23 protein-coding genes and 1 pseudogene are annotated in these 23,192 nt (G+C 71.4%); 13 read left to right on the plus strand and 11 right to left on the minus strand.

Annotated features, from left to right (window positions below):
- The first annotated feature begins 4 nt into the window (after positions 1-4).
- The 8 genes from VFX14_08595 to VFX14_08630 all read left to right on the plus strand — a co-directional run bounded on the left by VFX14_08595 (position 5) and on the right by VFX14_08630 (position 9,567).
- Positions 5-631, plus strand: a complete 627-nt coding sequence (locus VFX14_08595; protein HEU5189734.1) for an LON peptidase substrate-binding domain-containing protein — start codon at positions 5-7, stop codon at positions 629-631.
- The gene (locus VFX14_08600; GenBank protein HEU5189735.1) at positions 624-1,343 is read left to right on the plus strand and encodes a PDZ domain-containing protein; all 720 of its coding nucleotides are present in this window, start codon (positions 624-626) and stop codon (positions 1,341-1,343) included. The genes VFX14_08595 and VFX14_08600 overlap by 8 nt, the downstream gene beginning before the upstream one ends.
- A 121-nt stretch (positions 1,344-1,464) precedes the next feature.
- Positions 1,465-2,595, plus strand: coding sequence for a C4-dicarboxylate ABC transporter (locus VFX14_08605; protein ID HEU5189736.1), 1,131 nt, complete (start codon positions 1,465-1,467; stop codon positions 2,593-2,595).
- 78 nt (positions 2,596-2,673) lie between these two features.
- Positions 2,674-3,348 carry a TRAP transporter small permease subunit gene (locus tag VFX14_08610; GenBank protein ID HEU5189737.1) on the plus strand — a complete coding sequence of 225 codons (675 nt, stop codon included), beginning with the start codon at positions 2,674-2,676 and terminating at the stop codon, positions 3,346-3,348.
- Positions 3,345-5,405 carry a TRAP transporter large permease subunit gene (locus tag VFX14_08615; protein ID HEU5189738.1) on the plus strand — a complete coding sequence of 687 codons (2,061 nt, stop codon included), beginning with the start codon at positions 3,345-3,347 and terminating at the stop codon, positions 5,403-5,405. Before VFX14_08610 ends, VFX14_08615 begins: the two co-directional genes overlap by 4 nt.
- Before the next feature lie 61 nt (positions 5,406-5,466).
- Positions 5,467-6,735 carry an amidase gene (locus VFX14_08620; protein ID HEU5189739.1) on the plus strand — a complete coding sequence of 423 codons (1,269 nt, stop codon included), beginning with the start codon at positions 5,467-5,469 and terminating at the stop codon, positions 6,733-6,735.
- A 43-nt stretch (positions 6,736-6,778) separates the two neighbouring features.
- The gene (locus VFX14_08625) at positions 6,779-8,536 is read left to right on the plus strand and encodes a carbamoyltransferase C-terminal domain-containing protein (GenBank protein ID HEU5189740.1); all 1,758 of its coding nucleotides are present in this window, start codon (positions 6,779-6,781) and stop codon (positions 8,534-8,536) included.
- Positions 8,533-9,567 carry a class I SAM-dependent methyltransferase gene (locus VFX14_08630; protein ID HEU5189741.1) on the plus strand — a complete coding sequence of 345 codons (1,035 nt, stop codon included), beginning with the start codon at positions 8,533-8,535 and terminating at the stop codon, positions 9,565-9,567. Before VFX14_08625 ends, VFX14_08630 begins: the two co-directional genes overlap by 4 nt.
- On the opposite strand, the gene VFX14_08635 is transcribed toward VFX14_08630, so the two are convergent.
- From VFX14_08635 to VFX14_08670, 8 genes are read right to left on the minus strand one after another with little or no spacing between them, the layout of a single operon-like run.
- Entirely contained in the window at positions 9,561-10,508 is a 948-nt protein-coding gene (locus VFX14_08635) for a D-2-hydroxyacid dehydrogenase (protein HEU5189742.1), read from the minus strand. The two genes, VFX14_08630 and VFX14_08635, sit on opposite strands and share 7 nt — an antisense overlap.
- Entirely contained in the window at positions 10,505-11,491 is a 987-nt protein-coding gene (locus VFX14_08640; GenBank protein HEU5189743.1) for an NAD-dependent epimerase/dehydratase family protein, read from the minus strand. The genes VFX14_08635 and VFX14_08640 overlap by 4 nt, the downstream gene beginning before the upstream one ends.
- Positions 11,492-11,509: 18 nt before the next feature.
- Entirely contained in the window at positions 11,510-11,755 is a 246-nt protein-coding gene (locus tag VFX14_08645; GenBank protein HEU5189744.1) for an Lrp/AsnC ligand binding domain-containing protein, read from the minus strand.
- Positions 11,755-12,687, minus strand: coding sequence for a creatininase family protein (locus VFX14_08650; GenBank protein HEU5189745.1), 933 nt, complete (start codon positions 12,685-12,687; stop codon positions 11,755-11,757). Before VFX14_08650 ends, VFX14_08645 begins: the two co-directional genes overlap by 1 nt.
- Positions 12,688-12,689: 2 nt before the next feature.
- Positions 12,690-14,126: a lysophospholipid acyltransferase family protein gene (locus VFX14_08655; protein ID HEU5189746.1), complete on the minus strand. Its 1,437-nt coding sequence runs from the start codon at positions 14,124-14,126 to the stop codon at positions 12,690-12,692.
- Between the two features lie 36 nt (positions 14,127-14,162).
- Positions 14,163-14,540 (minus strand): DUF488 family protein, encoded by a 378-nt coding sequence (locus VFX14_08660; protein ID HEU5189747.1) that lies wholly within the window; start codon positions 14,538-14,540, stop codon positions 14,163-14,165.
- A gap of 7 nt (positions 14,541-14,547) precedes the next feature.
- Positions 14,548-14,889 carry a YbjQ family protein gene (locus VFX14_08665; protein ID HEU5189748.1) on the minus strand — a complete coding sequence of 114 codons (342 nt, stop codon included), beginning with the start codon at positions 14,887-14,889 and terminating at the stop codon, positions 14,548-14,550.
- 22 nt (positions 14,890-14,911) lie between these two features.
- Positions 14,912-15,325: a RidA family protein gene (locus tag VFX14_08670; protein ID HEU5189749.1), complete on the minus strand. Its 414-nt coding sequence runs from the start codon at positions 15,323-15,325 to the stop codon at positions 14,912-14,914.
- 46 nt (positions 15,326-15,371) lie between these two features.
- Here VFX14_08670 and VFX14_08675 point away from each other — a divergent pair, with 46 nt between their 5' ends.
- Complete coding sequence (locus tag VFX14_08675) at positions 15,372-16,640, plus strand: acetyl-CoA hydrolase/transferase C-terminal domain-containing protein (GenBank protein HEU5189750.1); 1,269 nt, start codon at positions 15,372-15,374, stop codon at positions 16,638-16,640.
- Here the strand turns inward: VFX14_08675 and VFX14_08680 are convergent.
- Positions 16,630-16,812: pseudogene (locus VFX14_08680) on the minus strand (Rdx family protein). The gene VFX14_08675 and the pseudogene VFX14_08680 overlap by 11 nt on opposite strands.
- Before the next feature lie 117 nt (positions 16,813-16,929).
- On the opposite strand from VFX14_08680, the gene VFX14_08685 reads away from it, so the two are divergent.
- Positions 16,930-17,886, plus strand: coding sequence for a nucleoside hydrolase (locus VFX14_08685; protein ID HEU5189751.1), 957 nt, complete (start codon positions 16,930-16,932; stop codon positions 17,884-17,886).
- Positions 17,865-18,788 carry a ribokinase gene (gene rbsK, locus VFX14_08690; protein ID HEU5189752.1) on the plus strand — a complete coding sequence of 308 codons (924 nt, stop codon included), beginning with the start codon at positions 17,865-17,867 and terminating at the stop codon, positions 18,786-18,788. Before VFX14_08685 ends, rbsK begins: the two co-directional genes overlap by 22 nt.
- Before the next feature lie 6 nt (positions 18,789-18,794).
- Here the strand turns inward: rbsK and VFX14_08695 are convergent, their stop codons facing one another.
- Together VFX14_08695 and VFX14_08700 are read right to left on the minus strand one after the other, a co-directional pair.
- A complete protein-coding gene (locus VFX14_08695) occupies positions 18,795-19,925 on the minus strand; it encodes a glycoside hydrolase family 3 N-terminal domain-containing protein (protein HEU5189753.1) in 1,131 nt (376 codons plus the stop codon).
- A 35-nt stretch (positions 19,926-19,960) separates the two neighbouring features.
- On the minus strand, positions 19,961-20,773 hold the full coding sequence (locus VFX14_08700) for a BtpA/SgcQ family protein (protein HEU5189754.1): 813 nt from the start codon (positions 20,771-20,773) through the stop codon (positions 19,961-19,963).
- Positions 20,774-20,798: 25 nt separating this feature from the next.
- Here VFX14_08700 and VFX14_08705 point away from each other — a divergent pair, with 25 nt between their 5' ends.
- Complete coding sequence (locus tag VFX14_08705; protein ID HEU5189755.1) at positions 20,799-22,085, plus strand: MFS transporter; 1,287 nt, start codon at positions 20,799-20,801, stop codon at positions 22,083-22,085.
- Entirely contained in the window at positions 22,082-23,191 is a 1,110-nt protein-coding gene (locus VFX14_08710; protein HEU5189756.1) for a patatin-like phospholipase family protein, read from the plus strand. Before VFX14_08705 ends, VFX14_08710 begins: the two co-directional genes overlap by 4 nt.
- The last annotated feature ends 1 nt before the right edge of the window (position 23,192 follow it).

Below are 23,192 nucleotides of genomic sequence, written 5' to 3' on the forward strand. Positions count from 1 at the left end.
GGTCGTGGCCTCCCGGCAACACCTGCCGATCTTCCCGCTTCCCGACCTCGTCCTGTTTCCGCACACGCTCCTGCCGCTGCACATCTTCGAGCCGCGCTATCGCGCGATGACCGCGGACTGTCTCGGGCGGGATCGCCGGCTCGCCATCGTGGGCCTCAAGCCGGGCTACGAGCCCGACTACCACGGGCGACCCGCCGTCTACCCGGTGGCGGGAGTGGGTCGCATCGTGCAGTGCGAGCGGCTGGCGTCCGGGCGCTTCAACATGGTGCTCCGTGGCGAAGGCCGCGTGCGGATCGCGCGCGAGCTCCCGACCGACACCCTCTACCGGATCGTCGAGGCGGAGGAGATGCCCGAGGTGGGGGCGGAGCGCGAGACGGTGCCTCCGATGGTCGAGCTGGCGCGGAAGACGTGCCGTCACATTCTCCACGCGGTCAAGCGCGCCACGCCCGAGATGGAGGCCGCCCTCGGGGAGCAGGTGGCGCCCGCCGTGCTGTGCGATCAGATCGCCTCCGCCCTCGTCCCAGTGCCCGAGGCGCGGCAGGCCCTTCTCGAGGAGGCGGACGTGGAGCGTCGGCTGCGGCGCCTCCTCACCGAGCTGTCCACCCTCCTCAAGCAGCTCAAGGATGGGTGAGCGGCGCCGGACGCGCGCGCGAGGGCTGCTCCTCGGCGCCCTCGTCCTGGCGCTCCTCGTCGGCGTGCTCCCGGCCAGCGCGGCGGAGCGGTCGGGCTGGCTCGGGGTCCGCATCCGCGATCTCTCGGAGCAGGAGATGGACGAGATCTCGAGCCGTCACGGCATCCGGGAGGGCTTCGGCGCCATGATCGTGGAGGTCCTGAAGGAGACGCCCGCGGAGCGCTCCGGTCTCCGAGCGGGTGATCTGGTGGTGGCCTTCCGCGACCGGCCGGTGGTCGACACGCGCGCGCTCGTGCGGTTGATCGGCGGCTCGGCGGTGGGCGAGACGGTGCCGCTCACCGTGCTCCGCCGCGACGAGGGCCGGCGGCAGCTTCGCGTACGCCTCGCCGCCATGCCGGACGCGGTCGCCGCCGACCGCATCGCGGGCGATCTCGGATTCTTCGTCCGTGAGCCCGAGGGCCAGCCTGAGCTCGGGGGCGCGCGGCCGCCGACCTTGCCCACGGTCACCGGTGTCCTCCCCGGCAGCCGCGCCGCGGGCGCGGGCATGCGGGTGGGGGACGTGCTCCTCGAAGTGGACGGCAAGGTGATCCTCACCTACGAGGCGCTCCGGAGCGCCCTGCTCGGCTGGACCCCCGAGCGGTCGTTGCCGATGGTGGTGCGCCGCGACGGCGAGCGCGTCGCGCTGCTGCTCCCCGGCACCACAAATCCTTGAACCGTCCCCCCTAGGTTACGGTTACAATACCGCCGGCTCACGCCACCGGATCGGCGTGTTCTCGCTCCGTGTGGACCTCTCTGTCCCGGACCAGGGTACCCACTCAACGAGGAGGGGCGACATGAAGAACGCGCAGGCCACCGTCGACAGTCCCCGCCGCAGGTTCCTCACCGGCTCCGCCACCGCCGCTCTGGGCGCGGCTGCGCTGGGCTTCCCCAGCGTCGTGAAGGCGCAGGGCCCCACCCACTTTCGCTTCCAGAGCACGTGGCCGCAGAAGGACATCTTCCACGAGTACGCGCTGGACTTCGCCAAGAAGGTGAACGACATGACGGGCGGCGATCTCAAGATCGAGGTGCTGCCGGCCGGGGCCGTGGTGCCGGCTTTCGGCCTGCTCGACGCGGTGTCCAAGGGCACGCTCGACGGCGGCCACGGGGTGCTCGTGTACCACTACGGCAAGCAGACCGCGCTGGCCCTCTGGGGCTCCGGCCCCGCGTTCGGCATGGACGCCAACATGCTGCTGTCCTGGCACAAGTACGGCGGGGGCAAGCAGCTCCTGACCAAGCTCTACCAGTCCATCGGGGCCAACGTGGTGTCGTTCCCCTACGGGCCGATGGCGACGCAGCCGCTCGGCTGGTACAAGAAGCCCATCACGAAGGCGGACGACTTCAAGGGACTCAAGTTCCGCACCGTGGGCATCTCGATCGACGTGTTCCAAGGCATGGGGGCGGCGGTCAACGCGCTGCCCGGCGCCGAGATCGTTCCCGCCATGGACCGTGGCCTGTTGGACGCCGCCGAGTTCAACAACGCCACCTCCGACCGGGTGCTCGGCTTCGCCGACGTCTCCAAGGTCTGCATGCTGCAGAGCTACCATCAGAACGCGGAGCAGCTCGAGATCAGCTTCAACAAGGGGAAGTTCGACGCGCTGCCCGACAAGATGAAGGCGATCGTCGAGAACGCGGTGGAGGCGGCCTCCCAGGACATGTCGTGGAAGGCCATCGACCGCTACTCGAAGGACTACATCGAGCTGCAGACCAAGGACAAGGTGCGCTTCTACCGGACGCCGGACTCCGTGCTGCAGAAGCAGCTCGAGATCTACGACCAGGTCGCCGACAAGAAGTCGGCGGAGAACGCGCTCTTCAAGGAGATCATCGAGTCGCAGAAGGCCTTCGCGGCGCGCGCGGTGAAATGGGATCTCGACACCAACGTCAGCCGGCGCATGGCCTACAACCACTACTTCGGCAAGAAGAGCTGATCGCCCCGTGACATCTCGTCCCGCCCGCCCGCGTCGTCCGGCCCCCACCGGACGGCGGGGGCCGCGGCGCCGCGCCTGATGCCCTTCATCCACTTCGTCGATCAGATCAGCTACTGGTCCGGCAAGGCCTTCGCCTGGCTCATTGTGGCCCTGACGTTCGTGGTCTCGATCGAGGTGTTCAAGCGCTACATCCTGAACGCGCCCACCGCCTGGATCTTCGACTTCAATAACATGCTGTACGGCACGCTGTTCATGATGTGCGGCGCGTACACGCTGGCCCTGGCCGGCCATGTCCGCGCCGACTTCGTGTACATCTATATGAAACCCCGGGGCCAGGCGAGCCTCGACCTCATCCTCTACTTCCTCTTCTTCATCCCCGGGATCCTCGGCCTGATCTACGCCGGCTACGACTTCGCGGCGATCTCGTGGCGCATCGGCGAGCACTCGACGGTGACGGCGGAGGGTCCGCCTGTCTACCACTTCAAGTCGGTGATCCCGCTTGCCGGCCTTCTCGTGATGCTCCAGGGCCTGGCGGAGATCGTCCGCTGCGTCGTGTGCATCCGCACCGGCGCCTGGCCGGCGCGGCTCGAAGACGTCGAGGAGATCGACGTCATCGAGACCCAGCTGAGCCAGAGCGCGTACGTGGACGAGGAGTCGCGGCGGCAGGCCATGGCCGGCGCGCACGCGATCGACGAGGCGGCCCGTCATCGTACCGTGGTCGACGACACCGAGCGACAGAGCCGGACCCCATGAGCGAGCCCTGGCTCGGGCTCACCATGCTGGGGCTCATCGTGGTGGCCATCATGATGGGCTTCCCGACCGCCTTCACCCTGATGGGCCTGGGGATGATCTTCGGCTATATCGCCTTCTGGGCCCCCGGCCAGCACTGGTACGACAACCGGATCTTCGACCTCGTCGTCCAGCGCACGTACTGGGTGATGACCAACGACACCCTGCTCTCGGTGCCCTTATTCGTGTTCATGGGCTATATCATGGAGCGGGCCGCGCTCGTGGACCGGATGTTCCACGCGGTTCAGCTGGCGTTCCGCCGCGTGCCTGCCTCGCTCGCCGTCACGACACTGCTCGTCTGCGCGTTCTGGGGCATCGCCTCCGGCATCGTGGGCGCGGTGGTCGTCCTCATGGGTGTGATCGCGATGCGGCCCATGCTCAATGCCGGCTATGACGTGAAGCTGGCGTCGGGGGCCATCACCGCGGGCGGCACGCTCGGCATCCTCATTCCACCGTCGGTCATGCTCATCGTCTACGCGGCGGTGGCGGGCCAGTCCATCGTCAAGCTCTACGCCGCCGCGATGCTGCCCGGCTTCTTCCTGACGTTTCTCTACCTCGTCTACATCCTCGGTTGGGCCATCATCAATCCCAAGATCGCGCCCAAGCTGTCGCCCGATCAATACCGGGTCACAGTGCCCGAGTACCTGAAGGCCCTCGAGCCACGCCCGGGCGGCAGCATCGTGCCGGGTCTGCTGCGGGCGGCGTTCCGTCCGGGTGTGGGGCACTATCGCTCGATCGTCCAGGATGTGTTGATCGCGTCCGTGCCCGTCCTCCTGACGGTGGGCACCCTGACGGCGACCTGGTGGTACGTGGTGATCTACAACGCCCCCGAGGCTGGCGCCGTCGCGGTGGCCCCGGCGCCCTCCCCGGCATCCAACCCGGCCTCCGTCAAGGTCGCGGCGCCTCCCGCCGCGCCCCAGGCCGCCAAGGACGACAAGCCTCAGGAGCTCGGCGCGGCCGCCACCGAAGAACAGCCCGAGGAGCTGGGCTCGGCCGGTGATGCGACGGAAGGCACGAGGGCGGCGAAAAGCGAGGGACCACCCGAGGAGATGTCGTCCTTGCGTGACCCCACCCTCGTTTCCAGCGCGGGGAAGATCCCCGCGCACTTCTACGCCTGGTTCTGGGGGATCACCGCGGCGTTCGGCGTGCTCCTCCTCGTCTATTTCGCGCGGATGGACGGCGAGCAGCTGATGATCCTGCGGGAGCTCTGTATCGCGGTGGTCCCGCTGGGCGTGCTGACGGTGGTCGTCCTCGCGGTGATCCTGCTCGGAATATGCACCGCCACCGAGTCGGCGGCGATCGGCGCGCTCGGCGCCATGTACCTGGCGGTGATGGCGCGCTTCCAGCGGCCGGTCCTCTGGTGGAGCCTGGTGGGCCTGATCGGCGGCATCGCGCTGGGATGGTACGAGGGCGAGAACTGGGCCTCTCTCCTCGTGGCGGGCTCGATCGGCGGAACGCTCGTCGGCACGGTGGTGCCGGGACTCTGGTACCTTCGCACGTCCCGGGAGCTACGGCTCAACATGAAGGAGTCCACCTTCCTCACCGCGAAGACGACGGCCATGGTGTGCTGGCTATTCGTGGGCTCCGGTCTGTTCTCCGCCGTCTTTGCGCTGCACGGCGGGCAGGGGGTCATCGAGCGTTGGGTGCTCTCGATGAATCTCTCCCCCTTCGGCTTCATGTTCCTCGCCCAGGTCATCATCTTCGTGCTGGGCTGGCCGCTCGAGTGGACGGAGATCATCGTGATCTTCTGCCCGATCTTCATCCCGCTCCTGAGCCATTTCGAGATCGACCCGATCCTGTTCGGCACCATGGTCGCGGTGAATCTCCAGGCCGCGTTCCTCTCGCCGCCAGTGGCGATGTCGGCCTTCTACCTCAAGGGCGTGTCGCCCAAGCACGTGACGCTGAACCAGATCTTCGCGGGCATGATGCCGTACATGATCATCGTGTGCATCTGCCTGGCCTTCATGTACATCTGGCCAGGCATGACCCTCTGGCTGCCGGAGTTCCTCTACGGCAAGTGAACCGTCCGCCCTCCACGCGCTGAATGCCGCGGACGCGGCCCGCCTCATCCGCGAGGGCAGGATCACCTCGGCGGAGCTCATCAGCGATTGCCTCGCCCGCGTGGCGAAGGTCGACGGCGAGGTGCAGGCCTGGACATTCCTCGATCCCGAGCATGCGCTCGCCCAGGCCCGCGCGGCCGACGACGCACGGCTCAGCGGCGCGCCCACCGGGCTCCTCCACGGGATCCCAGTGGGGATCAAGGACATCCTGGACACGGCGGACATGCCGACCGAGAGCGGCTCGGTGCTCCACGCCGGGCGCACTCCCTCGCGGGACGCGCACGCGGTGGCCCGGCTGCGCGCCGAGGGCGCGGTGATCATGGGCAAGACGGTGACGACGGAGTTCGCCGCCCGGGCGCCGGGCAAGACGCGCAACCCCCACAACCCGGCCCACACGCCCGGAGGCTCGTCCAGCGGCTCGGCGGCGGCGGTGGCAGCAGGCATGGTCCCGCTCGCGCTGGGTAGCCAGACCGGCGGGTCGACGATCCGACCGGCGTCCTACTGCGGCGTGTACGGGTTCAAGCCGACGCACGGCCTCGTCTCCCGGGGCGGGATGTTCCAGCTCTCGCGGAGCCTCGACCACGTGGGTCTCTTCGCGCGCGCCATCGAGGATCTGGCCCTGCTCCTGGAAGTCGTGGCCGGGCACGACCCCGGTGATCCCGACACGCGGCCCCGGCCCCGCGTGCCCTTCCGCGCGGTGGCCGCGGAGGCGCCGCCGATCACGCCCCGACTCGGCTTCGTGAAGACGCCCCGCTGGGGTGACATGGACGACGACGCCCACGAGGCGTTCGGCGAGCTGTCCAACGCCCTCGGGGAGGGGATGGTCGAGGTCGAGCTCCTCGCCGACCAGGCCTGGGAGTGGCATCGGCTCACCATGGACGTCGAGCTCGCCATCAACCTGGCGCGCGAGTGGGAGCACGGGCGTGACCGGCTTTCGGCCTCGCTCCGCGCGCGAATCGAGAGCGGCCTTGCCGCGCGGGCTTACGACTACCTCCGCGCGCGGGCGGCGGTGCCCGCGCTCCTGGCGAGCGTGACCGACCTGTTCGAGCAGCAGTTCGACGCCCTGCTGACCCCGGCGACCTTCGGCACCGCGCCGGCGGGCCTCGAGTCCACCGGCGATCCGGCCTTCTGCTCGGTATGGACTCTGCTGGGCGTCCCCACGCTGAGCGTTCCCCTCATGCGGGGGGCCAACGGGCTGCCGCTGGGCGTGCAGCTGGTGGGGCCGCGCGAGGGCGACGGCCGCCTGCTCCGCACCGGCCGCTGGCTGGTCGAGCGCCTCACGCGCGACTGATTGCCGCCGGGCCGCGCCGGGGCCCCTTGATACAATGGCGCAGATGATCGTCCTCGGCATCAACGAGACTCACTGCGCGACCGCGGCCATGCTGCAGGACGGGCACATCATCGGCTGCGCGTCCGAGGAGCGCTTCTCCCGCCTGAAGAACGACGCGGGCTATCCGCGCCGGGCCGTGGACGCCCTCCTCGCCGAGCTCGGGATCGCCCCATCCGAGATCGATCTCGTGGCCCTGGGCGGCGCCCGCGCCGCCTCCCGGGAATGGCTCAACCGGGTGCTGCACGACGAGGTCTACGCCCGCGAGTACTACGGCGTGGCCTGGCCCTCCCCGCGGCGGGCCCTCGCCAAGAAGGTCCGCAAACTCGGCGCCCGCTTCGGCCTGATGGACGCGGCCCGCGGCAAGTTCGGCATCCCGCAGCGTGAGCGCCTCGGGCTGGTCACCGACCACCTGGGCATCGCCGCCGACCGCATCGTCTGCCTCGATCACCACGCGTGTCATGCCGCCGCGGCCTACTTTGGCTCGGGCTTCGGAGGGCGGGAGGCGCTGGTGCTCACCAACGACAACTCCGGTGACGGACTGTGCGCCACCGCCTCCACCGGCCGGGGGCTCGAGCTGACGCGGCACGAGGCCACGGCGAGCGCGCCGGGCTCGCTGGGCGCGTTCTACTCGTTCGTGACCCTCGCGCTCGGGATGAAGTTCGGTGAGCACGAGTACAAGGTCATGGGGCTCGCTCCCTACGCGCCGGAGAAGTATGCCGCGCGGGCGGAGGCCGCGCTGCACGAGGTGTTCGGGATGGAAGCCGGCCGCCCCGCGCGCTTCCACTGGCGAAAGCCCGGCGAGCGCTACGGACTGCTCGTGCGCGCGACCCTCGGGCTGCGCTTCGACTGGGTCGCCGCGGGGGCCCAGCGCCTGCTCGAGGGTGTCCTGCTCGAGTGGGCGCGGCTCATGCACACGCGCCATGGCGGCGGCCGCGTGGCGCTGGGCGGCGGCGTCTTCATGAACGTGAAGGCCAACATGCTCCTCGCCCAGGAGGACTGGGTAGAGGACCTCTTCGCCTTCCCCTCGTGTGGCGACGAGTCGAACGCGGTGGGCGCGGCCTACCTGGGCTATCTCGCGGAGTGCCGGCGCCGGCAGCTTCCCGCCGCGCCCGCGCCGTTCGGCCCGGCCTATCTCGGCCCCTCGGTCAACGACGCCCACGCCGAGACGGTGATCCAGGAGCGCGACCTCCACGCCCGCTACAAGGTCGCGTTCCACGACCGCATCGAGGAGCGCATCGCGGAGCTCCTGGTCACGGACGGTGTGGTGGCGCGGTGCGCGGGGCGCATGGAGTTCGGCGCGCGCGCTCTCGGCAATCGCTCGATCCTCGCGAACCCCGGCGATCCCCGTGTCGTCGGGCTCATCAACCGGATGATCAAGAATCGTGACTTTTGGATGCCCTTCGCCCCGACCGTCCTCGCCGAGCGCGCGGCCGACTACCTGGTGAACCCGAAGCGGCTCGCCTCGCCGTACATGATGCTCGCCATGCCCACGACGGCGGCCGGGCGCGCCGCGCTGCCCGCGGCCATCCATCCCCAGGACGCGACGGCGCGGCCCCAGATCCTCGAGCGGGACTGGAACCCCGAATACCACGCGGTGATCCGCGAGTTCGAGCGGCGCACCGGGACGGGAGCCGTGCTCAACACCTCCTTCAACCTCCACGGCGAGCCGGTGGTCGCTTCCGCCGCCGATGCGGTGGACACCTTCGAGCGATCCGGCCTCCCGCACGTCGCCATCGGACACTGGCTGATCTCGAAGAAGTGAGCGCGCCGGGTCCGCACGCGCGCGCGCCCCGCACCGTCGACTCGCCCTGCTTCCTCTGCGGGACGGCGACCGCCGATCCGGTCTGGCAAACCGACGACCGCGCCTTCGCCGTCCCCGGCTCCTACACGGTGGCCCGCTGCCGCGCCTGCGGGTTCCTCTATCAGCGCCCGCGGGTGGCCGACGACGACCTCGCCGCCTGCTATCCCGATCGCTACCCGCGCCATCCCGAGCCCTCGCCGCGCGTGCCCCTGAAGGGCTCGTCGGGACGCCGCCGGGCCGCGCGGTGGGCCCTTGCGGAGGGTCTCGGCTATCGCGGCCTCGCCCCGCCGCGCGCCGGCCTCCTCACGCGCATGCGCGGGCGCTGGCTGCTCCGACGGATCCGATGGGACTGCCCACCGTGGACGGGGCAGGGACGCTACCTCGACGTGGGATGCGGCTCGGGCGGCGCGCTCGGCGTGGCGCGGGCGCTGGGCTGGCGCACCGCGGGGATCGAGGTGGATGCGGAGGCCGCCGCCCGCGCCCGCGGCTTCGCTGACGAGCTCCACGTGGGCGACGCCTTCGGCGCCCCGTTCGAGGGGGGCCGCTTCGACGTCGTGAGCGCATTTCACGTGCTCGAGCACGTGCCGGACCCCGTGGCCCTGCTCCGCCGCATGCTCGCGTGGCTGGCCCTGGGCGGGCTGCTCATCGTTGAGGTCCCCAACGCGGGCGGCCTGGGCGCCGCGCTGTTCGGGCGCGCGTGGTCGGGCCTCGAGCTGCCGCGCCACCTGTCCCACTTCACGCCGGCCAGTCTCGAGCGCGCGGTGCGGGCGGCCGGCGGGCGCATCGTGTGGCAGCGCCAGCAGGCCAAGCCCCGCCACTATCTCTGGAGCCTGCGCCTCCGGCTGCGAGATCGCCGCCGCGAGCGGCTCGCCCGGGTGACCGAGTGGCGCCCGGCTTACGGTGTGATGAAGCTCGCCCTCGAGCGGGCCCTGCCCCTGGTGGCGAGGGCCGGCCGCGGCGAGGCGATCCGGATCGGGGTCAGGCCTCAGTAGCCTCGCCCGCGGTCGGCCACGTGGCGCAGCGCGCGGCCCGCCAGGTAGCGGCGCAGGTTGTCGGCGAAGATCGGTGCGATCTCGGCGGGTGTGCTCGGTCCCGAGATGTGCGGTGTCACCACCACGTTGTCCAGTCCCCAGAACGGATGGCCGGGCGGCAAGGGCTCCTCGCTGAAGACGTCGAGCACGGCGCCCCCGATGGCGCGCGCCTCCAGCGCGCGCAGGAGGGCCGCCTCATCCACGACCGCGCCCCGCGCGAGATTGATCAGCCAGGCGCCCGGCTTCATGGCCGCGAGCTGGGCGGCGCCCAGGAGCCCCCGGGTCGCCGGAGTGAGCGGCACCGTCACCGCCACGAAGTCGGCGTCGCCGAGCACGCGGGTGAGGGCGGCGGGACGCACCACGCGATGCGCCTCGGGCGCCCCGCGTCCGCTCCGGCTCACGCCGATCACGCGCATGTCGAACGCGCGCCCGAGACGGGCCACCGCGCGCCCGATGTCCCCGAGTCCCACCACGCAGAGCGTGCGGCCGCGGAGTCGCGTGGGATCCGTCGGCTTCCAGTGGCGCGCGCGCTGGAGCGCTCGGAAGTGCTCCATCTTCTGGGTAGACCAGAGCGCCCAGCCGATCGCGTACTCGGCCATCCAGGGGCCGAAGATCCCGGCCGCCCGGGTGATCACGATGTCGTCACGGAGGCCGGGAACGAGGAAGCGCTCGACGCCCGCACCCATGACCTGGATCCAGCGGAGCGCGCGCGCCTGCGGCAGGAGATCGGGCGGGAAGCCCCAAGCATAGAGGATCTCCGCGTCCGCCACGTGCCGGGTGGCGGCCTCGGGCGTCCCACACACCGCCACGATGAGCGACCGTCGTGGCGGATGGATCAGCGCCGCGTAGGCGTCGGCCTCGTCCGGGTGATAGACGAGGATGAGGCGGGGGGCGGCGCTCACGCGCCGAGCTTGGCGAGGAGCCGATCCTCGAACGTGAAGTCGACGGGGCGATCCGCCATGCCCTGCGCGCGGTACCAGTCGAGGGTCTGCCGGATGGCGCCGGCCAGCGTGTAGCGGGGGCGGATGCCGAGCTCGTTCCGGAGCTTGGTCGTGGAGTGCACGGCATGGCAGTCGTAGACGAGGTTCTGGCCGAAGACGAGCCCCGGCCTATCGAAGGCCTTGAGCAGCGCCGGATCGAAGTGACGGAAGGTCACCGGGCGCCCCATGGCTTCGGCGATCAGCTCGACGAAACCCACCTGACTCACCACATCCTCGCCCATCACGTTGTACGCCTGCCCGTACGCGCGCGGGTCGCCCAGCATGGCCGCCATGGCCTCGCCGAGGTCGGCCACGTGGCCGAACTGCCGCAGCCAGCCGCCGTGGCCTGGCACGAGGACGGGCCGGCCGCGCGCGAGGCGGTCCATGAAGAAGGTCTCGTTGTTGCGGGTGTTGAGGGGGCCCATCACGTGCGTCGGCCGAACGATCGTGACCGGCCATCCCTCGCGGCGGTGGCGTTCGAGGAGCGCGTTCTCTCCGGCGATCTTGTGTCGTGCGTAGTCCCCCCAGTACTCGCCCCGCGGCGTGTCCTCGGAGTAGGGGATGGGCAGCGCGTGGTCGTAGACGCGACAGGTCGAGACGAAGAGGAGATGCGGCCGCCCCCGCAGCGCGCGCAGTAGCGCCTCCACGTCCTCGCCCAGCGTGGGCGCGTAGGTCACGTCCACGACGCCGTCGAAGGCCTCGCCGCCGAGGAGGCCGGGCAGCGCGGCGTGATCCTTGCGATCCCCCGCGATGACCCGCGCGCCCGCGGGCAGGCGCTCCGGATGGCGGCCCCGGTTGAACACGGTGACGGCGTGGCCGCGCTGTTGCAGCGACTGCACGAGGTGCAGGCTGATGAACTCCGTCCCACCGAGCACGAGCACCCGCATGACGCGGGATTTTAGCACGCGGCGGGGAGCAGCCGCTCAGCCGATGGCCACCGCCACGCACGTCGTGGTGCGGGTCACGCCGTCGACGGTGCCGATCGACTCGGTCACCAGGTTGCCGATGGCGTCGAGGGACGCGCCGTCCACGACGGCAATGAAGTCGTAGGGACCGGTGACCGCGTCCATCGCGACCACCGTGGCCTTGGTCCCCTTCACCTTGGTCAGCGTCTTCTTCACGTTCTTGGTCTTGCCGGCGGCAGTCTCGATCAGCACGTAGGCCTTCATCACGCGTCTCCTTTCTCGGGGCGGCGGGTTCCCCACCACGCGGCGAACACACCCGCCGCGACCGCCGCGCCCACGACGGGCCAGAAGTTCGTGCGGAGGAACGGGAGCGTCCAGAAGGGCGAGCGGCGCTCGTGGGGCTTCACCGTGCCGTCGAGCAGCCCGTTCACCAGGCCGAGGCCCTCGGCGAGCAGCACCGCGCTGGTCGCCCGAGCGAAGGCGGGATTGGCCAACGCGGGATGCCCGACATAGCCCTGGCCGCCATTGCGGAGGGGATAGTTCGGCAAGAGCCGTCGCGGCAGCGAGTAGCGCGCGGCGGGCAGGTCGCGATAGTGGCTCGCGACGAGGTCGGGGCGCAGCCACAGCATGAGGGAGGTTTCCCAAAGCCCACCGTGCGCGTCGTCGGCGAAGGCGGCCCGCTCCTCCGCGGAGAGCTCGCGCCCGAGCGCCTCCTCGATGGCGGGAACATAGCGCCCGCGCAGGAACTGCCACGCGAGATAGCCGCTGACCGAGGCCATGGTCACGCGATGCCGGCGCGACACGATCGCGGAGGCCTCCTCGAGCGCGACGAGGTGTCCCGGGCCGCCATGGCCGTTGGCGACCACGATCCAGCGAAAGCCCGCCCGCGCCAGCGAGGCGCCGTAGTCCACCACCGCGTCACGGACCACCCGCTGGCGGATCCGGATGGTCCCGACAGTGTCGAACGTGAACGAGCCCAGGTGCAGCGTGGGCGCCAGCACCGCCGCCCAGCCGGGCCGGCCGGCGGTGACCCGCTCCGCGAGCGCCTCGGCGAAGTGGCGCGCTGCGAAGGCGTCCACACCCACTGGCAGATGCGGCCCGTGCTCTTCCAGCGGGCTCACGGGGAGCAGGACGAGGGTGCGGTGGCGATCCAGCGCGTCGAGGGTGGGCGTGGACATCTCTTCCAGCCGGTGCACGGTCAAAAGCTGCTCCCCCTGGTCGCGGCGAGGTAGTCGTTCTTGGCGCGCTCGAGCTCGGCGATGATCTCACGGCGCTCGTCGAGCAGCCTCGAAGCGGCTTGATGGCGGACGAGCCCCATCGCGCCCAGGCGGATCTGGCTGCGCAGCCGGCCCACGCCGCCGAGGTAGCGGTAGGCGAAGAGTCCCGAGAGCGGCAGTGAGATGGCGAAAGCCGCGGCCCAGAGCGCGCCCATCAGCCGCCACACGAGCCAGGTCTCGAGCCCCCAGAACAGCGGGATCGCCACCACGCTCGCGAGCAGGCGCGTGGTAGCGTAGTCCGTCTCCTTGCGGGCGAATCGATGGCTGATCATGCGCGGGATGAAGTAGGGGAGCCCATTCACGAGCACGCCATAGAGGAACAGGGGCAGCCCGAGCCCGACCCACGAGCCTCGCTGGAGACGAACGCGCAGGCGGGGCCGGCTCAGCCGCGCCCGCACCGCCTCGTCGCGCACCCGATAGGTCCACAGCAGCCCGCGATAGCCCTGGATGCGCTGCCACAGGGCTTCCACCCGGTCGGGCTCGCGCTCGGCGAAGTGCTGGGCCGCTTCGGCGATGGCCCGCGAGAGACGGATGGTGTCGATCTGTCCGAGCGCGAGACCTCGCTCCTCGTGCAACTCCCGCACGAGCTCGCCGCGGTAGAGGTCATCGACGGCCCGGATCAGCGCCGCCCAGTCCAGCCGGCTCACGCTGACGACCAGCGCCTCCATGGCCACCTGGACCGAAGTCGTAAGGGCTTCCACCGCCTGCGCGGGGTCGGTGCGGTACCGGTCGATGTAGGGCGCGAGCCTCATCGGCTCCCCGAACATCACGAGCACCCGGCCGCGGAACGACTTGCGTGCCTCGAAGGTCAGCCCGACCGGCACCAGCGCGAGCGAGGGGCCGCCCGGCTCGTCGCCCCGCTCCCGTCGCGCCTCGTACTCGAGCGCGATGCGCGCCGCGCCCGTCTTGATCCGCTGCACGCGCGGCTCGGCGTGGGTGGTGCCTTCGGGGTAGATCCCCACCAGCCCGCCGGCGGCCAGGGTGCGGAAGCAGGCGGTGAAGGCGTCCACGTTCCGCTCCGCGCCCACCACGCCCACGCCATTACCCGGCGCGGACACGTCCTGCTTGCGGTAGACGGGGATCGCGCCGCACGCGTGGAGGAAGCGGGCGACCAGGGGATTGCGGAAGAGCGCGGCGGTGGCGAGAAAGTGAACCTTCCGGTCGAGCGCCGCGGCCACCAGGAGCGAGTCGATCAGGTTGTTCGGGTGATTGATACAGAGCAGCACGGCCCCCGCCGTGGGCACCCGATCGGCATGGCGCAGATCCACCGCCTTGAAGAAGAACCAGATCCAGAAGCGGCCGACCGCCCGCACCGTTGCGTAGAGCGCGCCGGTCTCCTCGCGCGAGGCTATGTCCATGGACTCAATGAGTCTCCATACTTTGTGATCATGGCCTCAGGATCTGGATGAGGCTCGCTTGAGCACGCCGGCCAGGACGGTCCGGTGGCAGCGCGCGGGATCCGCGCACGAGCAGAGGAGGGTGAGCGGCCCCCGCTTCGCCAGCGATCGGAGCTCGGCGAGGGCCTCGGAGGCCGGAGGCTGCTTGAGGCCGGCCAGGTAGCGACGCCGGAGCTCGGGCCAGCTGAGGCGGCCCGCGTGCCAGAGGCGGAGGTTGCGCAGCTCGGCCCCCAGGTCGCGCAGCCAGAGGTCCACCGCCGACTTCCGGATCCCGCGCGGCCAGAGCCGCATGACGAGCACGCGCGTCCCGTCCGCGCGGGAGGCCGGCTCGTAGATTCGCTTGGTGCTGACCCGGGAGCGCGCGCGTCGGCCCATCGGGCGCCTACCGGGGCAGGGCCTCGACCACCACGGCGGTGCCATATGCGAGTACCTCGGTCACCCCGGTGGCGATCTCGTTGGCGTCGTAGCGCATGCCGATGATGGCGTTGGCGCCGAGTCGGCTCGCGTGCTGAATCATCAGCTCGAAGGCTTCCTCCCGGGCGTGCTCGCAGAGCTCGGTGTAGAGCGAGATGTTGCCGCCAAAAAGCGTCTGGAGGGAGGCGCCGAGATTGCCGATGACGCTGCGCGAGCGGACCGTGATCCCGCGCACCACCCCGCGATTGGCCACGATGCGATAGCCCTCGAAGTCGAAGGCGGTGGTGACCCAGGCGGCGGTGACGGACATCCGGGCCTCCTCCCCTCCGAGGCTAGCCGACCACCGCGACGGCCTCGATCTCGATCGCGCAACCGCGGTCCTCGTCGTAGAGCCCCTTGACCTCGAGGAAGGTCATGGCGGGGTAGTGGCGTCCGAAGTACTCGCGGTACACCGCGCCGATCTCACGGCCGCGCGCCTTGTACTCCGCGGTAGACAATACGTAGATCGTCAGCTTGACGATGTCGGTGAGCTGGCCCCCGCGCGCGCCGACCGCAGTGCGGAGGTTCTCCATCACCTGGCGGAACTGGGCCACGAGATCGCCCTTGCCGACGACTTCGCCCTGGCGATCCACCGCCACCTGGCCGGCGATGTAGAGGGTCTTGCCGCCCTGCACCTCGTAGGCGTGCGAGTAGCCCACGGGCTTCATGAGACCGGGTGGATTCACGGATTCGAGGATCTTGTACATGGGCGCCTCCCGTCGTGAGCGGTGCGCGATTATACTACCCGCGCTCATGGCCCGGCGCTTCGAGAAGGCCTCGCTCGCGGACGCGGTGGGCCGTCTGCGCCCGCGCATGCGCGTGCTGCTGCCGGCGGGCTGCGGCGATCCTCGCGCCCTCGTCGCCGAGGTGCTGGCCCAGGCCGATCGCCTCGCACCCCTCACGCTCATGGGCGGGCTGCGCCTCGACGACTATCCCATGGCGGCGGCCGCCTACGCGGGCAAGGTGCGCTTCGCCACGTGGCATCACTCGCCGCGGCTGCGCGATGCCGAGGCGCGGGGCGACGTGGATTTCGTGCCCGCGCGCTACTTCGACACCGTCAGCCTCTTCGCGGAGGGCGGACGGTGGGCGCCGGACGCGGTGCTCGTCCACGCCGCGCCGCCCGATCGGGGCGGCTGGCTCTCGCTGGGCGTCTCGGTGAGCTACGCGCTGCCCGCGGCACGGCGCGCGCCGCTCGTGATCGCGCAGGTCAACCCCCGCATGCCCCGGACGCTCGGGAATGCGTTTCTGCACCGCTCGCAGGTGGATTGCTGGGTGGAGGTGGACGAGCCGCTGCTCGAGTATCCGCCCACGCCGGTGGGGCCGGTGGAGCGCGCGATCGGCGCGCACGTCGCGAGCCTCGTGCCCGATGGCGCCACGCTCCAGGTCGGCGTCGGCGCGATCCCGCAGGCCGTCCTCGAGGCGCTGGCGGGCAAGCGCGATCTCGGCGTCCACTCGCTGCTGGTGGAGCCCATGCTGGCCCTGATCGAGTCCGGCACCATCACCAACGCGTGCAAGCCCTTGCATCGGGGGCGCATGGACGTGGGCGAGATCATGGGCACCGCGCGCCTCTTCGCATGGAGCGCGGAGAATCCGGCGGTGAACATGGAGCCCTCCGACATCGTCCACGATCCCGAGGTCGTCGGCCGGCTGGGAGCCTTCGTGTCCGTGAACTCGGCGCTCGAGGTCGACTGCCTCGGTCAGGTCAACGCGGAGAGCGTGGGCGGACGGCAGATCGCGGGGATCGGCGGCCAGTTCGACTTCGTGCTGGGCGCCGCGCGGGCGGTGGGCGGCCGTGCGGTGATCGCGCTGCCGTCCACGGGGCGGGACGGTCAGGTGTCCCGGATCGTCCCGGCCCTGGGCACGGCGGGACGGGTGACGTCGCCGCGCTATCTCGCCGACTACGTGGTCACGGAGTTCGGGGTGGCGGCCTTACGGGGACAGAGCGACGCCGGGCGGCGTCGCGCGCTGCTCGCGATCGCCCACCCGGCGTGGCGGGAGCGGCTGGAGTCGGCTACGACTTGAGCGTGTCGATGGAGGCGAAGATCTCGGCGTTCTCGGGGAAGCGATATGTTTCCTGGTTATTGTAGACTCGCTTCCCGTCGATGTCGACGAAGAAGACGCCGCCCATGCTCTCCACGAGGTGCGCGGTGATCCCGTACTTATCCTTGATGGCGGCCTGCAGACTGGAGGCCTGGGGTAGATAGTTTCACTCGCCGCAGTACGTGATCACGATCTTCATCGTGTCCTCCTTGAAAGTGGTGTCGTGTCCATGATAGCGGGGCATCCCGAACCGAGTCAATCCGCGAAGCCGGTGCTCATCGATACCGACCCCGGCATCGACGACGCCTTGGCGCTCTGCCTGGCCTGGGGCACGCCGGGGCTTGCCGTCGAGGCCGTCGCCACCGTCGCCGGCAATGTCTCGATCGACCTGGCCACTGCCAACACCGCGCGGCTCCTCGCGGCGGCCCGCCCTCCGCGGCCGCCGCGCGTGGCGCGCGGGGCGGCCTCGCCCCTCCGGCAGCCTCTCGTCACGGCGGCCCACGTCCACGGCGATGACGGCCTCGGGAACGTGAACCGGCTCGTGGACGCGGCGGGGCGTCCCCGCTACCCCGTGCCGTCTCTGGATCTCGAGCGTATCGACGCCGCCGACCTCATCCTCGAGACCGCCGATCGCTTCGGGAGCGCCCTGATCCTGATCGCGCTGGGACCGCTCACCAACCTCGCCCTGGCCCTCCGCCGCGACGCCGCCCGGCTGCGCCGTGTCGGGCGCATCGTGGTGATGGGCGGGGCGGTCACCGCGCCGGGCAATGTGACGGCGGCGGCCGAATTCAACTTCTACGTGGATCCCGACGCCGCCGCCGAGGTGCTCGCGGCCGGCCTGCCCGTGGACCTGGTGCCCCTCGACGTCACGCGGCAGGTGGTGCTCGGCCGCGCCGATCTCGAGGGCGCGCTGGGCGCGCCGCGCGACGGGGTGGGGCGCCTACTCCTGGACCTGGCCGCCTACGGGTTCGAGCGCTGGAAGCCCGGCATCACGCTGCACGATCCGCTCGCGGTGGCGGTGGCCGAGGATCCCTCGCTGGTGGGCTGGACGCCGTTACACGTGGTGGTCGAGACGGAGTCGCCGCTGACGCGGGGCCTGTCGCTGGCCGATCGGCGCGAGCGGGCCTACGATCGCGCGCCCGCCAACTGCCGCGTCGCGCTCACGGTGGACGCGCCGCGCGCGCTCGCGCGCGTGCTGGAGGGCCTGTGCCGCGCGTCTGCGTCGTAGGCTCCGCGAACGTCGATTTCACGGTGGCTCTCGAGCGCCTGCCGAGCCCCGGGGAGACGGTGTCGGGCGGCACGCTGCTGAGGAATCTCGGGGGGAAGGGCGCGAACCAGGCGATGACCGCGCGGCGGCTGGGCGCCCAGGTGCGCCTGCTCGGTGCCGTGGGCGATGACGCCTCGGGCGCCGAGATCCGCGCGCGCCTCGGCGCCGAGGGCATCGACGTGGAGGGCCTCGTGGCGGTGGCGGGGACGGCCACCGGCACCGCGCTCATCTGCGTCGACGCGGCGGGCCGGAACCAGATCGCGGTGGCCCCCGGCGCCAATCACGCGGCGACGGTGGCCGCGCTGGCGCCGCATACGAGCTCGATTCGCTGGGCGCAGGTGGTGGTCTGCCAGCTCGAGCTGCCGCTGCCCGTCGTCGCGTGGGCGCTCGGCGAGGCGCGAGCGGCGGGCGCGGTGACGATCCTGAACCCGGCGCCGATGCGCGAGCTGGAGCCGGGACTCCTGGCGCTGGCGGATTATCTCACGCCCAACGAGGGCGAGGCGGCGCGCCTGGCCGGGGCGGCGGTGAGCGATCTCGCCTCCGCGCGGGCCGCCGGCGAGCGCATCCGCGACAACGGAGCCGGCATCGTGATCCTCACGCTGGGTGGCCAGGGCGCGCTCGTCTGCGGCGCCGAGGGCGCGGTGCACTTCCCCGCGTTCCCCGTGACCGTCGTGGACACCACCGCGGCGGGGGACGCGTTCAACGGGGCGCTCGCCGTCGGCCTGGCCGCCGGCGGGACGCTCGAGCAGGCGCTCCCGCTGGCCAATGCCACGGCCGCCCTCACGTGCATGGCCCGCGGCGCCCAGGACGCGCTCCCCAGCCGCGCCGACGTGGAGCGATTCCTCGCCGCCCTCAAGCGTTGATGGGGATCAGGGCGGGGGAATGCGCGCGCGCAGCGCGTTCACCCGCGTGAGGGCGGCCTGCACGGTGCCCCGGGTCAGACGGCCCTCGTCGAGCGCTCGCTGGATGGCGCCGATCACGCGCTGCGCCGCCCGCGGCTCGCGCTTCACGGTGTTCTCCGACACCAGCAGCACGTCCGCGCTCGCGCCCAGCGCCAGCAGTGTCGCCTCCTCGAGGCCGTAGTTCTGGGTGATGGCGCCCATGAGGAGGTCGTCGGAGACGACCACGCCCTTGTAGCCCAGGCGGGCGCGCAGCACGCGCTTGATCGTGTACCAGGACAGCGAGGCCGGGTGCCACGTGTCGAGATGACGGTTGAACACGTGCCCGGGCATCACGGCATCCGCCAGCCCTTCCTTGATCAAGGCGCGGAACGGGACCAGCTCGACGTCGAGATTGGCGGTGTCGGTCACGTCGGTGAAGCCGTGATGCGAGTCGCCGACGCTGCTTCCGTGGCCGGGGAAGTGCTTGAGCGCGGTGAGCACGCCCGCCGCGTGCATGCCGCGGATGAAGGCGCGGGCATGGGCGGTCACCTGCTCCGGGTCGCTCGAATAGGTGCGACCCAGCGCGACCACCGCCGGGTTCGCGGGATTCACCGCCACGTCGACCACCGGCGCGAGGTTCCAGTTGACCCCCGCCTCGCGGAGCCGCTCGCCGAGCCGCCGCGCCTCCTGTTCGGTGAGCGCGACCTGCGCGCTCTCCCCCATGTCCTGCGCCGAGGGAGCGGGCGGATAGCCGGCGCGCATCGAGAGGCGGAGCACGCTTCCGCCCTCGGCATCGGTGGCGATCAGTAGCGGGCGGCCCGTGCACCGCTTCGCCAGGGCCTGGGCGTCCGCGGTCAGCCGCGCGAGCTGCTCGGGATCGGTGATGTTGCGGGGCGCACGCGTGGCGGCGTCGCGCTCGAACAGGATGATGCCCCCCACGCGCACGTCGCAGATGAGCGCGCGCAGCTCGTCGTTGCCCTCCACCGTCGTCCCGCGGAAGCCGACGAGCAGCAGGTCGCCCAGGGGCAGGCGTCGGGGAGCCGCGCCCGGGCCCGTGCCGGCGCAGCCGTCCGTGATCAGCAGCACCGCAAAAATCAGGGACGCGAGGCGGCGGGACACGCGGCCGCCCGTGAGGCGCGCGAGCGCCCCGAGTCTCAGCGGGCGCTCCGGGCAGCCTCCACGAGGCGCCGCACCCGGGCGGCATCCACGGGATTGCTCACGAGGCCGTCACGCTTGACCGCGGTCCCCACGATGAGACCGTCCGCGACGGCGAGCAGCTCGCCGGCGGTCTCCGCGGTGACGCCGCTGCCCACGAGGAGCGGGACCGCGCCCACCGCGTCGCGCACGCGCTTGAGATCGCCCGGCTCGGTGGGGGAACCGGTCGCCGCGCCGGACACGATGAGGGCGTCGGCGAGCCCGCGCTCCACGCAGTCACGCGCCTCCTGCTCGATCGAGACCTGGGCCAGGGGCGCCGCGTGTTTCGTCTGCACGTCGGCGAGGATCTTCACGTCGGCGCCGAGGAAGCGCCGAGCGCGGAGCAGATCGTGGGCGCCGCCCTGGATGATGCCCTGGTCGGTGAGCACCGCGCCCACGTGCACGTTGACCCGGATGAATCGGGCACCTGCCGCCAGCGCCACCGCGAGGGCGGACACGCCGTCGCTGCGCAGGACGTTGACGCCGAGGGGCAGCCGCACCACGCGCGCCACCTCGCGGGCCGCCGCCACCATCGCCGCCACCGTCTCCGCCCCGACGCGGCCGCCCGTGAACGGGGCGTCGCCGAAGTTTTCCACGAGGAGCGCGTCGACGCCGGCGGCGGCCAGCGCCTCGGCGTCTCGGAGGGCGGCGGCGACCACGCCCTCCATGCTTCCGGCCCAGCGCGGGCTGCCGGGCAGGGGCGGCAGGTGCACCATGCCGATCACGCCGCGCGGCACTCCGATGATCGCCGCGAGCCCCGGACGAGCCGACATGTCGAGATGATATCATTTGCTTGAAATGACTCCTCGTGAAGGGCCCGAGCCGGCGCGCGTCTTCTACGGCTGGTGGGTGGCCCTGGCCTTCGTGGTCACCGTGTTTCTGTCGACGGGCATCCGGTTCACGGTGGGCCCGTTCCTCAAGCCGATCGTCACCGACCTCGGGCTGGATCGAGGGAGCTTCTCCCTGGTCGTCTCCCTTTCACTCTTCCTCTACGGCGCGCTGACGCCGGCGGTCGGTGCGCTCGTCGACCGGATCGGATCGCGCGCGGTCTGCGCCGCGGGTGGTGTGATCATCGCGGCGTCGCTCGCGCTGTCCGCGCGCATGACCAGCTACTGGGAGTTCGTTCTCTACTACGGCGTGCTCGCCTCGCTGGGCCTGGCCGCCACCGGCCACGTCGTCGCCTCGGCGACGCTCACGCGCTGGTTCGTGCGGCGCCGCGCCACCGCGCTGAGCGTGGTGGGCGCCGCCGGCATGGCCGGGATCTCGCTGCTGGTGCCGGTGGTGATGTGGGCGATCCTCACGTTCGGCTGGCGCGGCGCGTGCCTCCTCCTCGGCACGACCGCGCTCGCGGTGATCCTCCCCCTCTCGCTGCTGGTGCTCCGGGATACGCCGGAGGCCTTGGGTCTCACGCCCGACGGCGATCCGGCCCCGCCGGAGGGCGCGTCCGTCGCCGGCCTCGAGCGGACTCGCGTCGGGGCGGCGCTGCGGACTCCCGCCTTCTGGCAGCTCGCGGGCGGGCTCAGCACGTGCGGCTTCTCCATGAGCCTAATCGCCTCGCATGGCGTGCCCATGCTGACGGATCACGGCTTCCACGCCATGACCGCGTCCTCCGCGGTGGGACTGCTCGGGCTCACGAGCATCGGCGGTGCCCTCGGCGTCGGCCTGCTCTCCGACCGCATCGGCCGTCAGCCCGTGCTCGCCGCCCTGTACCTCGTCCGGGCGGCCGGGTTCGCGCTGCTCTTCCTGGTTGGAGATCCCGCCCTGCTCCTTGCCGTGGCCGCGCTGGGGGGCGTGGCGATGTCCGGGAGCATCGCGCTCACCTCGTCGATGACGGGAGACCTGTTCGGACGGCTCTCGGTCGGCTCCATCTTCGGCACGATATTCCTCGCGCATCAGACGGGCTCGGCGCTGGGCGCCTGGCTCGGCGGCGCGCTCTTCGACGCCACCGGCGGCTACGGGGCGGCGTTCGCGGTCGCCTGCACGCTGCTGCTGATCGGCGCCGGGCTCTCCCTCACGATCGGCGCGGCGGCGAATCCGGCAGAGCGGACGGTGCCGGCGCCGCGTCCCGTCGCCGGCGGCCGGTGAGGACCAGTCCGCCGGCGCCCACCTCGCTGCCGGCTCGCCTGCGCGCCCTCCTGGCGCGGTGGTCGGGGCAGGCGGAGCCCCCCAAGCGCGCGCTCGTCCTGGCCGGCGGCGGGGTGATCGGCGGCATGTACGAAGTGGGCGCGCTGGCCGCGCTCGACGAGGCCCTCCCCGGCTTCCGCGCGAACGACTTCGACCTCTACGTCGGGTCGAGCGCGGGCTCGGTGGTGGCCGCGCTCATGGCCAATCAGATCCGTCCCCTCGACCTCTACGCGATCCTCGACGAGAGCCGGGAGGACGCGCTCAACTTCCACAGCGGCTCGGTGTATCAGCGCGGCGCGATCGCCGACGCGGGGCGTAGCTTCCTGCGGCTGATCTGGGCGGTGGGGAAGCAGCTGACCACGAACTTCCGGCTCGACTGGCCCGACATCCTCGCGCGGAGCCGGCCCGACATGCCCGCGGGCTTCTTTTCCGTGCGGCAGCTCGAGGACTTCATCCGGCGCGCGTTCGCGACCAGGGGGCTCGCCAACACCTTTCCCGAGTGTCCGCGGCCGCTGCTCATTCCCGCGATGGATCTGGACCGCGCCCGCCGCGTGGTGTTCGGCACGGGCCGCTTCGTGGACACGCCCATTTCGGAGGCCATCGCGGCGTCCTCGGCCATCCCCGGCTTCTTCGAGCCCTTCCGCGTCGACGGACGCGACTACGTGGACGGCGACGTCGGCAACACCGGACATGCCGACCTCGCGGTCGAGGCGGGCGCGCGCCAGCTCGTGATCATCAATCCGCTGGTGCCCCTCCGCTCGGACGGCGAGGGGCCGGTGTCGCGCTATCTCCGAGGGCAGGGGCTCTACGGGATCCTGGAGCAGGTGGGCCGGATCAACAGCCAGAGCCTGCTCGAGCTCGGGTTGCGCGAGCTGTCCTTGCGCCATCCGAGCCTCGAGATCCACCTGGTGCAGCCGTCCAGCGGCGACACGCCGCTGTTCGGGCCGTCCATGGGCTTCGAGGCAAGCCGCCAGGCGCTCCGATTCGGCCGCGAGTCCGTGGGCGAGTGGCTGAGGGGCGAGGGGAACGGGCTACGGCGCGCCTTCGCATCCGCCGCGGTCCGCTGAG

Source organism: Candidatus Methylomirabilota bacterium (assembly GCA_035764725.1).
Lineage (GTDB): Bacteria > Methylomirabilota > Methylomirabilia > Rokubacteriales > CSP1-6 > DASRWT01.